The organism is Pseudoxanthomonas indica (genome assembly GCF_900167565.1).
GTDB classification, from domain to species: Bacteria; Pseudomonadota; Gammaproteobacteria; order Xanthomonadales; family Xanthomonadaceae; genus Pseudoxanthomonas_A; species Pseudoxanthomonas_A indica.
On sequence record NZ_FUZV01000002.1, the window covers coordinates 625,641 to 638,091 of the forward strand.

Below are 12,451 nucleotides of genomic sequence, written 5' to 3' on the forward strand. Positions count from 1 at the left end.
TGGGTGTCACTGCCCCAGACGCAGATGGACCTGACCCTTTTCGATGCGGATCGCGTCTGCGGTCAGGGTGCCGGGAATCTGCGCGACGGTGGCGGCATCGAGCTGGTACACCGGCTGTTGCTTGGCGTAGTCCTGCAGCAGGGCGTTGATCAAGGCGCGGGTCTGCTCATCGACCTGGTTGCTGCCGTCGTTCGCACGCACGCTCTGCACTTCCGGATTGAGCAGATGCAGGCCATGGCTGCCGGGGTTGTAGCGCAGGCCACTGAGCACGCGTAGGCGCCCCTGCTGCTGGCTGCCATCGAGCCTGGACGCTAACTGGTAATCCATGTCCAGCTGGATGCGACTGCCCGGATTGGGAATGGCCACTGCCGGCTTGCTGAAGGTCAGATCGGCCAAGCCGCCGAGCAGCGATTCCGAATGCGGAAACTGCGAGGCCATCGCGGTCTGCAGTTGCTGCGCACCTACCGCGAAGCCTTCGGCGGTCTGCTGGAATGCCGGCTCCTGCGCGGTCACCGCCAGCGGAAAGGGCAGGGTGGCGACGCTGGCGGCCAGCGCCCAGGCAAGCGCGCGACGTGAGCGACGCAGGCGTTTGAGGGTGTACAGATCAGAAGTCATCCAGGCTCACTCGTTCATTTCGGGTGGATCGCACCATAGCCATTCCAAACTGTCCGCCGGCTTAGCGGAGTTCATCGCCCTGCAGCGTGCTGCGCTGCTTCAAGCCCTTGATGAACTCGGCAAGCGCCGGTTGCAGTGGTTCGAACAGATCGGCCTGATCCTTGCGATGGGCCAGCATCAATCCGCTCAGCAGCTTGGTGCCGATGACCAATGCGGCGCGCTCGTCGCCATTGAAGCCACGCAGGCGCTGCACGTTTTCGAGGATGCGCGTCCAGTCGTCGTGGCAGCTGTGCTCGAACTCCAGCGTGCAGCGGTTCTGGCAGGGCAGGCCGTCGGATTCGATCGGCGTGACGGTCAGGCGATAGCGATGGGAGGAATTGGCCATGGGGGAAGGCTCGCAGGGGACACTGCCAAGATAGGCATGCACGCCGTTGCAAACGAGGGCCCCCACCGCGATGGACTGTTCCGCGCTTCGGACATTCAGCGTGCCGGGCCGCGTTGGCCCACGGCTGCATGGACGCGCAACAGCGGCAGGGGGTCGTAGGCGCCTTCGCGCCCGTAGACGCCGAAGTGCAGGTGCGGTGGCGTGCCGCGCGCATTGCCGCTGGTGCCGACGCTGCCCAACGTCGTTCCGACGTCGACCACATCACCCACCGCCAGCGCCGGCGCCCAGTCCTGCAGGTGCGCGTAGTAGTAGCGTTCGCGCGCCGGTCCCAGCACCCATACCTGTCGCCCACCCAGACCGCCGTCGCGCACCGCGACCACCACACCGCGCGTGCTGCTGGTGATCGGCGTGCCGCGGGCGGCAAAAATATCCACGCCGGCATGCGTGCGATCGCGCCCGCGCGGCGCGCCGAAGGTATCGGCGATGGCGCGCGCCCGCACGCCCTCCACCGGCACCGGCAACGTGCTGGCGGGCGGCAGCCGCGACACTTCCCACAACGTGCGCCAGGTCAAGGCAAACGGCTGACGCCAGGCCCACGCCAGCAAGCCCGCCACCAGCACCAGCAGCAACAGGCCCGCCCAACCACGACGGCGAGGCCGTGCTGGCGTGGAGGAGGAAACGGCGCTTTCGCTCATGGCGCCTCAGGCGCCGTCGCGCGTGGCCACCTGGCGTTCGAGTTCGGCCTTCAGACCCGGCTCGATGCGCAATTGACGCGCCAGTTCGTCCAGGTAGCTGCGCTCCATGAAGTTCTGCTTGTCGGCCACCAGCACGCCGGCCAGGTACATCTCAGACGCAATCGCCGGGGTGCTGGCGGCACGCGCCACTTCGCCCGGGTCGAGCGGTTTTTCCAGTTCCGCCTTGAGCCAGCGATCCACTTCATCGCCCTGGCCCAGGCGACGGAATTCGCCTTCAATCAGCGCACGTTCGTTGGCGTCGATATGGCCATCGGCCTTGGCCGCACCAATTAGTGCACTGAAGATGGCCTGGCTGTGCGCTTCAGCCTGCGGCGGCGGCAGGCGATCCACGGTGGCCGGCTCGGGTGCCGCGGTGGCGGCGTTCTGCTGATGATCGCGCCATGCCTGGTAGGCCATCACCCCGATACTGGCCAGGCCGCCGTAAGTCGCCAGTTTGCGGGTCGTGCGGTTCTTGCCGAGCAACAGGCCCAGTGCACCACCGGCGACCGCACCCTTGCCGAAATCGGCATTCAGCAGACTGCCGCCGCTTTGCGACTTGAGCAGTTGATCGAGCAGGCCTTGCAGTTTCATCCGTTGTCCTTGTCGAGAGGGGATACCGGATCGACGTGGGGACGCCGCGACCCCACCGCAAGGCCGGCCTGCGGCGATTACGAAGGACCAAAACACATCGGGACGGCCATGGCCGTCCCGATATGCTGCTGCAAGGGTGTTGCCAGCCTTATCAGGCGGCAGCGTCCTTGAGCTTCTTCAGCGGACGCACCTTGACCTTGACCGAGGCCGGCTTGGCGGCGAACCACTGCTCTTCCTTGGTGAACGGGTTGATGCCCTTGCGCTTCGGCTTGGCCGGCACGTTGACGGCGGTGATCTTCAGCAGGCCAGGCAGGGTGAACGCGCCAGCGCCCTTCTTGCTGATGGAGGCGTGCACGGCGCTTTCCAGAGTAGCCAACACGGCGCGCACGTCCTTCGCGGCCACGGAGGTGGCTTCGGCGATGTGGGCGACCAGGCCGGACTTGCTCAGTGCTTCCTTGATCGGCTTCGGGGCTGCCGGCTTGGCGGCGGCCTTCGGTGCGGCTTTCTTGGCGGCCTTTTTCGGCGCTGCCTTCTTGGTGCTCTTTGCCATATGTGTCCTGTTGTGCAGTAGGTGGGTAATCGGGCCGATCGCATCGGCACGCGAAATGTAGGACAAAGAAATCGCGCCGCCAAGTAGCACGAGGCATAAAAAACGCTTTTTTTTCGGTGTTTCGTCGGAATGCGGTGGCTGCGCGCGGAAAAAACCCTGGAAACACCCTCTGGTCATGCCATGACGCCCTGTCCTGATGCGGACAGGGCATCAGCCCTGTCAGTCGTCTTCAGGCTTGGGACGATAGGCTTCGGCGAGTTTTTGCTGCACCTGCGCAGGCACCGGCTCGTAATGACTGAAATCCAGGTTATAGCGGCCTCGTCCCGCGGTCGCCGATTTCAGCTCCGCCGCATAGCCTTCCAGTTCCGACAACGGCACCTGCGCCTTGACGATGATTTCCCCACGCAGCGTGTCGGTGCCGTTGATGCGCGCCCGCTTGCTGGACAGCCCGCCGGTGATGTCGCCCACCTGGGCCTCGGGCGCCGCCACTTCCAGATCCACCACCGGTTCCAGTATTTGCGGGCGGGCCTTGCCGATGGCGTCCAGGAACGCTTTTTTGCCGGCGGCAACAAAGGCCACTTCCTTGCTGTCCACCGGATGATGCTTGCCGTCGTACACGCTCACACGCAAATCCTGCAAGGGATAACCGGCGACGGCGCCGCTGGCCAGCACCTGGCGCACGCCTTTCTCCACTGCGGGCATGAACTGGCCCGGGATGGTGCCGCCCTTGACCTCGTCGACAAACTCGAAGCCGCCGCCGCGCGGCAGCGGTTCCACCCGCAGGAACACTTCGCCGAATTGACCGGCGCCGCCGGTCTGCTTCTTGTGGCGATGGTGGCCTTCGGCCTTGGCGCCGATGGTTTCGCGATAGGCGATGCGTGGCGGGCGGGTCTTGACCTCCACCCCGTGCCGGTCCTTGAGCCGCTCCAGCATCACCCGCAGGTGCAGATCCGACAGGCCGCGGATCACCGTTTCATTGAGTTCGGCCAGATGTTCCACCACGAAGGCGGGATCTTCCTCGGCCAGTTTCTGCAGCGCCGTGGAAAGTTTCTGTTCCTGGCCCTTGCTGGCGGCTTCGATCGCCAGGCCGAACATCGGTTTGGGAAAGTCGATCGGGGCCAGGTGGATATGGTCTTCGTCATGGCTGTCGTGCAGGACCGCATCGAAATGCAGGTCTTCAATCTTGGGAATGGCGGCGATGTCGCCGGGCACCGCCTGCTCGATCTCGGCGTGGTCCTTGCCCTTGAGCTTGAACAGATGGGCGACCTTGAAGGATTTCTTGCCGTCATCGACAAACAGCGCGGCATCTTTCTTCACCGTGCCCTGGTAGACCCGGAAAATGCCGAGTTTGCCGACGAACGGATCGTTGATGATCTTGAAGACGTCGGCGATGACATGCGCCGAGGCGTCGGGCCGCGCCTGCACGGGTTCGCTGCCGGCGCCATTGCTGCGCTGGAACGGCGGCGCGTTGCCTTCGCCGGGATGCGGGAACAGTCGCTCGGCGACATCGAGCAGTTCCTTGACCCCGACGCCGGTACGCGCGGATGCGAAACACACCGGCACCAGGTGGCCTTCGCGCAGGCATTGCTCGAACGCGTCGTGCAGCTCCTGGCCGCCAAGGCCGGCTTCACCGACATCGAGGAAGTGCTCCATCACGGTCTCGTTGATTTCCACCACCTGATCGATGATGCGCTGATGCCAGTCGGCGACCGGCCCCAGGTCGGAGTCACCCGCCGATTGGCTGAAGCAATCGACCACGCGGCGGCCGCCGTCGGCGGGCAGGTTCAACGGCAGCAGTTCGGCGCCGAATGTCTCGCGCAACTCGTCGAGCACGCGTGCACAGTCGGCGCCTTCGTGGTCAATCTTGTTGATCACCACCGCCCGGCACAGGTTGCGCTGGCGTGCGCGCTCCATCAGCCGGCGCGTGCCGTGCGCCACGCCGGTGTCGGCGTCCACCACGATCAGCGCCGTTTCCACCGCCGACAGCGCCGACAGGGTGGGGCCGCGGAATTCGGGATATCCGGGTGTGTCGATCAGGTTCAGATGCACCCATTCGCCGCTGCTGGCCTGGTGATCGGTGCTGGCGATGGCCGTGTCGATCGAGTGGCCGCGGGTTTTCTCGATCGGATCGTGATCGGACACGGTGCTGCCGCGTTCGATGGTGCCTGCCGTCTGAAGGGCGCCGCCGGCATGCAGCAGGGCTTCGAATAGCGTGGTTTTGCCGGCGCCGGGGTGGCCTGCCAGGGCCACGTTGCGGATCTGCGGTGTGCTGTACGACATGAGGCCGTTCCTCCCGAGGATGGGGTCGAAGGGCCGTCATGGCTGTCCGGGCCGGCGCCTTCCGAATCTGCGCTCGGCGGGCGGTCATGGCGGGGGGCCAGCATCGGCGTGCCGGTGCGCGGGGTCAAGTCGCAACGCGCAACCGGACTGCCACGCCGACGGGTGTAAGCTGCGCTTCCCCCTGGACGAGGAGCGACACCATGGCTTTGAAGCGCTATGCGGATGCGGTGTGGAAGGGTGACCTGCAGGCCGGCAAGGGCAATCTGAGCACGCCGCAAAGCGGCCTGTTCGATGCGCAGAACTATTCGTTCAAGACCCGCTTCGGCGACGAGAAAGGCACCAATCCGGAAGAATTGCTGGCGGTGGCGCATGCCGGTTGCTTCAGCATGGCGCTGTCGGCGGTACTGGGAAAATCCGGCTATACCCCGGACATCATCCAGACCCGCGCCGAAGCCACCATGGAACCGGGCATGGATCCGGGACCCACCATCACCGGCGTCAAGCTGATTGTCTCGGCCAAGGTGCCGGGCATCAGCCCCGAACAATTCGACGAGATTGCGCACCAGGCCAAGGCCGGTTGCGTCATTTCGCGCGCGTTGTCGGTGCCGGTCTCGCTGGAAGCCACGCTGCTTGCCTGAAGAAGCGGCGGCGCTGTTCCTGCATGGTGGAGGTGGTGGCGGCTGGGAATGGCGGCGCTGGAGCGCAGTCTGGCGCGCGCACGGGATCACCGTGCACGCGCCGGATCTGCAGCCGCAGCCGGCCGGACTGGGGTCGACGCGCTGGGAAGACTACGCCGGGCAGGTTCGTGCACACCTGGCCTGCTTGCCGGCTCCGCGCACCGTGGTAGGTGCCAGCCTGGGTGGATTGCTCGCCGCGGAAGCAGCCGCGTCGGCCGATGCCCTCATCCTGATCAATCCCTTGCCGCCGGCGTCGCTGCATCGGCAACTGCCGGCCCGCGAGTGGCCCGAGGTGGTGCCATGGCGGCGACTGGCGCGCTTGCCAGGCACGCGCGCTGCCATGCCGGACGCGGATGCGGCCAGCGCGCTGGCTGCGTTTCGCCACTGGCGTGATGAATCCGGCGCCGTGCTGTGTCACGCGGCCGCAGGCGTGGAGGTCGCGCCACCGGCCTGCCCGACGCTGGTGATCGCCTCGCTGGATGACACCGATGTGCCCGCGGCCTTGTCGCGCTCGCTGGCGCAGGCCTGGCAGGCGGACTGGCTCGAAGTCGACGGCGGGCATGTCGATCCCTTGCTGGGTCGCCAGGCTGCTGCGTTGGCCAGCCAGGCTGTCGACTGGCTAAACCGTCGTCGGCGTCAAATCTGAGTTCAGGTCGGTTTCACCGCCGCGACTCGAGCATGGCCGCACGCCACTCCGGCGCGGGGAATCCAGGCCAGGCCACTGCCGTGAACAAGCTGACCCTTCCAGTGCTGATTGTGTGTCTGTCTGCGGCTGCCGGCGCTTCGGCGCAGAGCTATTCCTCGTATCCGCAGGATCGCTACGAGCAGGCGCAGTACGACTACGCGCGGGTGATCCGCGTCGATCCCATCATCGAGCCGGGCCGCTACGGCAGTCGCACGGTGAGCACCTCGCAACGCTGCTACACCCGCGATGCCGATGACGATTACGTCTACCAGGACGGTCGCTACCCGGATGATCGCCAGGACGACTACTACGGTGACGGTTACCGCGATGATCGCTATCAGCGCGACGATGGCTACGGCACGTCGGGCTACGGCACCGACGGTGGCCGCACGGTCGCCACGGTCATCGGCGGGATCGCCGGCGCCGTACTCGGCAGCAAGGTCGGCGATGGCAGCGGCCGCTATGTGGGCACCGCCGTCGGTTCCATGATCGGTGGCATGGCGGGACGATCGATCTATGACAGCCAGCAGCGCAGTCGGCAGGTGCAACGCAGCGTGCGGGTGTGCGATCCGGTACCGGTGTCCGATCGCTACGGCGACTACGACCGACAGGATGGCTATGACGATGGTCGCGTCAGCGGCTACGACGTCACCTACGAATATGCCGGCCGCACCTACCACACGCGTACTGATCGCCATCCGGGCGACCGCATCCGCGTGCGGGTGGATGTGCGCGCCGAGTAACCCCGTCCTTCGTCGCCTCCGGCCGACGCGCTTGCTTCGGCCCGCCTTCCCCACGCATAGTCAGCGCCGGCTTTTTTCCTGGGGAAGGGATCATGCGTAGCGGAGTGCTGGCCATTGGACTGGCCTTGATTGTGGGGCAGGCGGCGGCAGCGGAGGTCACCGTGCTGGTGGCGGACCGCATCCACACCTCCAACCCGGCCCAGCCGCTGGCGCAGGCGATGGCCTGGGACGAGCAGGGCAATTTGCTGTCGGTCGGTGCGCGCGAAAGCGTGATCGCCGCGCATCCGGGCGCGCGTCGCATCGACGCCGCCGGCAAGACCGTCATCCCCGGCCTGATAGATGCGCACGGGCATGTGATGGGCCTAGGCTTCGCCTTGATGACCGCCGATCTGACCGAGACCACCGACAAGGCGCAGATCCTGCAGCGCCTGCGCGACTACGAAAAACAACTGCCGGCCGGCGCCTGGCTGCTCGGCAGCGGCTGGGATCAGAATGACTGGCCGGAAAAGCAATTCCCCACCGCCGCGGATCTGGATGCGGCGTTTCCGGATCGACCGGTGTGGCTGGATCGCGTTGACGGTCATGCCGGCTGGGCCAACAGCGCTGCACTGCGCGCGGTCGCGGCCAAGTCGGACAAACCGCTGGATGGCGACTGGCAGCCCGAGGGTGGGCGCATCGAGCGCCGTGATGGCAAGGCCACCGGCGTGTTTGTCGATGGCGCCATGGCGCTGGTGGCCGCGGTGATTCCGCCGCCCTCGCAATCGGTGCGCGAGCAGGCGGCCGGCAAGGCGTTTGCGGCAGCCGTCAGTCACGGCTTGACCGGCGTGCATGACATGGGCGTTTCGCAGCAGGACCTGGCGCTGTTCAAGCAGTTTGCCGATGCCGGCACGCTGCCGCTGCGCATCGATGCCTATGCCGACGGCGATGGAAAAGCGCTGTCGGATCTCTGCCGCGAGGGCCTGTACCAGCATGCAGGCGGGCGCCTGGAGATGCGCGGCGTAAAGCTGTACATCGATGGGGCCTTGGGCAGCCGCGGCGCGGCGATGATCAGCGACTACAGCGATGATCACGGCAACCGCGGCTTGCTGGTCACCAACCCGGTGGATTACGAACGCGCAGTGCGCAAGGCGCACGACTGCGGCGTGCAGGTGGCCACCCATGCCATTGGCGATCGCGGTAACCAGATCGTGCTGGACACCTACGCCAAGGTGCTGGGCGACACCGCCGGCAGCAGCGACCATCGCTGGCGGGTGGAGCATGCGCAGGTCGTGCGTTTGCAAGACATTGCCCGCTTCGCGCCGTTGGGCGTGGTGGCCTCCATGCAGCCCACGCACGCCACTTCCGACATGCCCTGGGCGGAAGACCGCGTAGGCCATGAGCGCATCCTCGGCGCCTATGCCTGGCAGCGCTTCCTGAAAAGCGGCGCGCATATCGCGCTGGGTTCGGATTTCCCGGTGGAATCGGTGGATCCTCGCCTGGGCCTGTATGCCGCGGTGACCCGCCAGGATCGCCAGGGCCATCCGCCGGGCGGCTGGTATCCGGATCAGCGCCTGAGCGCCGCCGAAGCCTTGCGCGGTTTCACCGCCGATGCCGCCTGGGCGGGCCGCGACGAGAACAAGGTGGGCCAGCTCAAGCCCGGCCTGCGCGCCGACTTCGTGATCCTGGATGAAGACCTGCTCGGCGTTCCCGCCGCCGAACTGGATGATCTGCATGTGCGCTCGACCTGGGTCGACGGCGCTGCGGTGTATCAGGCCAAGTGAGCGCTAGTCCTTCAGCGCCTGCACCAACTGCCCCAGCCGATAGGGCTTGGGCAGGAAGTGCACGCCCTCCGGCAGCGGCGGCAGTTGCGCCTTGATGTAGCCGGACACCAGCACGAAGCGCGCTTGCGGCTGCAGGCGCGCGGCATGTTCCACCAGGTCGATGCCGGAAATGCCTTCGGGCATGCTGACGTCGCTGATGATGTGATCGAAGCGGACGTCGCCGCGCATCAGCTCCAGCGCTTCCAGCCCGTTGGCGGCGATGAAGACCTGGTAGCCGAAGCCGGACAGCGCGTCGCTGATGATCGCCAGCAGATCGCTCTGGTCTTCCACCATCAGGATCCGCGGCAGGGTCACTGCGCACCCTCGACGGTCGGCAGGCACAGACTGACCGTGGTGCCCTGGTCTCCCACGCTGTGCAGGCTTGCAAAGCCGCCGGATTGGGCGGCGAAGCCAAACACCTGGCTGAGCCCCAGTCCGCTGCCCTTGCCGACTTCCTTGGTCGTAAAGAACGGTTCGAACACCCGTTCCTGCAGCTGATCAGGAATGCCGTGGCCGTTGTCGCGCACGCTGATGCAGACAAAATCGCGCGGCGCCGCCTCGGGTTCGGCGGGCGGCGTGGTCTGCGGCAGCAGTCGGGTGCTGAGCACGATGTCGCCCCCGCGCGGCATGGCGTCGCGGCTGTTGGAAATCAGGTTGAGGACGGCCGCCTCGAATTGCGCCACGTCGATTTCCACCGGTGGCAGGTTGGCGGCCAGGTCGGTTTCGAAATTGATCGTGCCGCCACAGGCGCGGCGATAGAGCTCCATGGAGCGCAGCAGCAGTTCGTTCAAGTCGCTGCGCTCCGGCGCCAGCGTCTGGCCGCGACCAAACGCCAGCAGCTGACGGGTCAGCAGGGCGCCGCGATCGGAGGCGCGCAGCGCGGCTTCCACCAGTTCCTGGGTGCGCGCATCCGCGCCGGGACGCATGCCGATCAGATCCAGGCTGTTGATGATGATCGTCAGCAGGTTGTTGAAATCGTGCGCCAGGCCCAGGGTGAGCTTGCCGATCGCTTCCATCTTCTGCGATTGGGCCAGCGCCTTCTGCGTCACCTGCAGGCGTTGCTGCGCTTCGTAACGCTCGGTGATGTCGCGGGTGATCTTGGCGTAGCCAATCAGTTCGCCGTCTTCCCAGATCGGATCGATCACGATGCTGGCATGGAAGCGACTGCCGTCCTTGCGCACGCGCCAACCCTCGGCTTCGAACTTGCCTTCGCGTCTGGCCACGGCCAGGCCGTGCGCGGGCAGGCCCTGGGCAACGTCCTCGGGCGTGTAGAAGCGCGAGAAATGCTGGCCGATGATGTCTTCGGCGCGATAGCCCTTGATGCGCTCGCCACCGGGATTCCAGCTGCAGATGTATCCCTGCGCGTCCAACATGTAAATCGCGTAGTCGGTGACACTGCGCAGCAGCAAGGCGAACTGGCGCGTTTCATCGTCCAGTGCGATCTGGCTGGGCTGTAACGACATGGTGAGACTCCGAGATACCCCTGCGAGCAACGTAGGCCGAGCGCGGTTAACGAAACGTGTACATCGTCGCGCTGATCACCAGGCGAGCTGACCGATCACGACGCTGCGTACATGCCCACCGGACCAGACATCGTCGGCATCGTCGATGCTCAGTTGCAGTCGTGCATCGTGGCCGACCTCGCGTCCCTGGCTGACCTGATAGCTGCGCCGACCGCCCGGCAGTGCGCCGCGCACGTTGAGCCATGCCGCCAGCGTGGCGTTGGCCGCACCGGAGGCCGCGTCTTCGAACACGGCAGGCGCGCCGACGAAGGCGCGCACGACCAGGTCGTAATCCGCACCCTTGTCCGCGCGCGCGAAGGCGCACACCCCCATGCTCTCGGTGGCCTGGGCCAGCGCGGTAATCGCCGACCAGTCGGGCGTGGCGGCGCGCAGGCGGGCTTCGTCCGCAACCTCCGCCAACCACCAGCGACGCCCGCCGTTGACCAGCGCCGGTGGCAGGTTCGCCAGCGGCAGGCCGGCCAGGGCGCGCGCCAGTTCCACCGGCAAGTCGCCGTCGCATGCCTGCTCGACATGCGCGCGCGGCGTGCGTACGGCAATGCTGCGCGCAGCGCCTTCGCCCTGCACGCGCAGCGGCAACAGGCCGGCGATGCCTTCCTGCACCAGCACGCCATCGCGCGGCGTGGCCACGCCGGCGTCGAGCACGACATGTGCGGTACCGACGCTGGGGTGTCCGGCAAAGGGCACTTCGCGGCGCGGGCTGAAAATGCGCAATCCGTAGCTGGCTTGGGCGTTGCTGGCCGGAAACACGAAGGTGGTTTCCGGCAGGCGCGTCCAGCGTGCGATGGCCTGCATGTCGGCGTCATCCAGGCCTTGCGCGTCGAGCACCACGGCCAGAGGATTGCCGGCGCCGGGGCGATCAGCGAATACGTCCACCTGGACGTAGCGACGTTGGGTCATGGGAATGGTCTTCGCGCGTGTGGGCCGCGCCAGCGGTGGGGGCCGGGCAGCTTACCAAGTTGCGCTGCCGGCGATGACGGCCTGCACCTGGCCGCCAATCCAGACCTCGCCCTGCTCATCGACCCGGATCGCGACGCGGCCATCGCGCCCAAGCTCGCGCCCCTGGCTGGCCACATAGCGGTTGTCCCGGCCGGGCAGTCGCGCGCTGGCGTGCAGAGCGGCGGCGATGCAGGCATTGACGCTGCCGGTGACCGGATCTTCCGGGATGTTGTCGGCCGGGCAGAAGCCACGCACCACCAGATCGAAATCCTCGCCCTGCGCGGCGGCAAACACCGACACGCCCACCGCCGCGGTGGCCCGCGACAACGCGGCCATGGCGGCGAGATCCGGCTGCAGGGCGCGCACGGCAGCGGCGTCGCGCAGTTCCAGCAACCACCACGAGGGTCCGTTGTTCCAGAGCGCGGGCGCGTGCGTGGACAGGGGCAGGCCCTGAATCACCGCGCGCAACTCGGCGCTGTCCGGATCGGCGGGCAGCGGCTGTGCACGCGGCGCGCGCAAGTGGATCAGCCGTTGCGGCCCCTGGCCACTGACCTGCACGGGCAGCAGGCCGGCCGCGCATTCCTGCACCAGCGCCTCGCGCTCCGGCGCGATCCCGGTTTCCAGCGCGGCCCAGGCCGCACCCACGCTGGGGTGGCCGGCAAAGGGCAGTTCCTGGCGCGGGGTGAAGATCCGCACCCGGTAATCGGCTTGTGCGCTGGTCGGCGGCAGGAAGAAGATGGTTTCGGACAGGTTGGTCCAGGCTGCGAAGGCCTGCATCTGCGCCGCGTCCAGGTCGGCCGCATCCAGCAGCACGCCCAGCGGATTGCCGGCGCCGGGGCGGTCGGCGAACACATCGAGTTGCAGATAGCGGCGATTGCGCACGGGGTGGCTCCGGAAAGCTAGAATCGACGGTTCACGCCCGAGGGTATCGGG

Annotated in this window: 14 protein-coding genes; 4 read left to right on the forward strand and 10 right to left on the reverse strand. The window is 66.8% G+C overall.

Features of this window, described 5'->3' with window-relative positions:
* Nucleotides 1-6 precede the first annotated feature (6 nt).
* The 6 genes from B5X78_RS13500 to fusA form a co-directional block, all read right to left on the reverse strand.
* Nucleotides 7-615 carry a DUF1439 domain-containing protein gene (locus B5X78_RS13500; protein ID WP_079725035.1) on the reverse strand — a complete coding sequence of 203 codons (609 nt, stop codon included), beginning with the start codon at nucleotides 613-615 and terminating at the stop codon, nucleotides 7-9.
* A gap of 61 nt (nucleotides 616-676) precedes the next feature.
* A complete protein-coding gene (locus tag B5X78_RS13505; RefSeq protein ID WP_079725036.1) occupies nucleotides 677-1,000 on the reverse strand; it encodes a DUF3861 domain-containing protein in 324 nt (107 codons plus the stop codon).
* Nucleotides 1,001-1,095: 95 nt separating this feature from the next.
* On the reverse strand, nucleotides 1,096-1,695 hold the full coding sequence (locus B5X78_RS13510; protein ID WP_079725037.1) for a M23 family metallopeptidase: 600 nt from the start codon (nucleotides 1,693-1,695) through the stop codon (nucleotides 1,096-1,098).
* Nucleotides 1,696-1,701: 6 nt separating this feature from the next.
* Nucleotides 1,702-2,325, reverse strand: coding sequence for a tellurite resistance TerB family protein (locus B5X78_RS13515; RefSeq protein ID WP_079725038.1), 624 nt, complete (start codon nucleotides 2,323-2,325; stop codon nucleotides 1,702-1,704).
* Between the two features lie 151 nt (nucleotides 2,326-2,476).
* Nucleotides 2,477-2,875, reverse strand: a complete 399-nt coding sequence (locus B5X78_RS13520) for an HU family DNA-binding protein (protein WP_079725039.1) — start codon at nucleotides 2,873-2,875, stop codon at nucleotides 2,477-2,479.
* 219 nt (nucleotides 2,876-3,094) lie between these two features.
* Nucleotides 3,095-5,155 (reverse strand): elongation factor G, encoded by a 2,061-nt coding sequence (gene fusA, locus B5X78_RS13525; protein ID WP_079725040.1) that lies wholly within the window; start codon nucleotides 5,153-5,155, stop codon nucleotides 3,095-3,097.
* Nucleotides 5,156-5,355: 200 nt separating this feature from the next.
* Here fusA and B5X78_RS13530 point away from each other — a divergent pair, with 200 nt between their 5' ends.
* From B5X78_RS13530 to B5X78_RS13545, 4 genes are all read left to right on the forward strand, one after another.
* Nucleotides 5,356-5,793, forward strand: coding sequence for an OsmC family protein (locus tag B5X78_RS13530; RefSeq protein WP_079725041.1), 438 nt, complete (start codon nucleotides 5,356-5,358; stop codon nucleotides 5,791-5,793).
* Nucleotides 5,786-6,478, forward strand: coding sequence for an alpha/beta fold hydrolase (locus B5X78_RS13535; RefSeq protein WP_176140865.1), 693 nt, complete (start codon nucleotides 5,786-5,788; stop codon nucleotides 6,476-6,478). Before B5X78_RS13530 ends, B5X78_RS13535 begins: the two co-directional genes overlap by 8 nt.
* An 80-nt stretch (nucleotides 6,479-6,558) precedes the next feature.
* Nucleotides 6,559-7,260: a glycine zipper 2TM domain-containing protein gene (locus tag B5X78_RS13540; RefSeq protein ID WP_229730731.1), complete on the forward strand. Its 702-nt coding sequence runs from the start codon at nucleotides 6,559-6,561 to the stop codon at nucleotides 7,258-7,260.
* 92 nt (nucleotides 7,261-7,352) lie between these two features.
* Nucleotides 7,353-9,020, forward strand: coding sequence for an amidohydrolase (locus tag B5X78_RS13545; protein WP_079725044.1), 1,668 nt, complete (start codon nucleotides 7,353-7,355; stop codon nucleotides 9,018-9,020).
* A 3-nt stretch (nucleotides 9,021-9,023) separates the two neighbouring features.
* Here B5X78_RS13545 and B5X78_RS13550 read toward each other — a convergent pair whose 3' ends face one another.
* The 4 genes from B5X78_RS13550 to B5X78_RS13565 all read right to left on the reverse strand — a co-directional run bounded on the left by B5X78_RS13550 (nucleotide 9,024) and on the right by B5X78_RS13565 (nucleotide 12,400).
* Nucleotides 9,024-9,374: a response regulator gene (locus B5X78_RS13550; protein WP_425478732.1), complete on the reverse strand. Its 351-nt coding sequence runs from the start codon at nucleotides 9,372-9,374 to the stop codon at nucleotides 9,024-9,026.
* A complete protein-coding gene (locus tag B5X78_RS13555; RefSeq protein ID WP_079725045.1) occupies nucleotides 9,371-10,522 on the reverse strand; it encodes a two-component system sensor histidine kinase NtrB in 1,152 nt (383 codons plus the stop codon). Before B5X78_RS13555 ends, B5X78_RS13550 begins: the two co-directional genes overlap by 4 nt.
* A 75-nt stretch (nucleotides 10,523-10,597) precedes the next feature.
* Nucleotides 10,598-11,479 (reverse strand): PhzF family phenazine biosynthesis protein, encoded by an 882-nt coding sequence (locus B5X78_RS13560; RefSeq protein WP_079725046.1) that lies wholly within the window; start codon nucleotides 11,477-11,479, stop codon nucleotides 10,598-10,600.
* Between the two features lie 51 nt (nucleotides 11,480-11,530).
* A complete protein-coding gene (locus tag B5X78_RS13565; RefSeq protein ID WP_079725047.1) occupies nucleotides 11,531-12,400 on the reverse strand; it encodes a PhzF family phenazine biosynthesis protein in 870 nt (289 codons plus the stop codon).
* Between the last annotated feature and the right edge of the window lie 51 nt (nucleotides 12,401-12,451).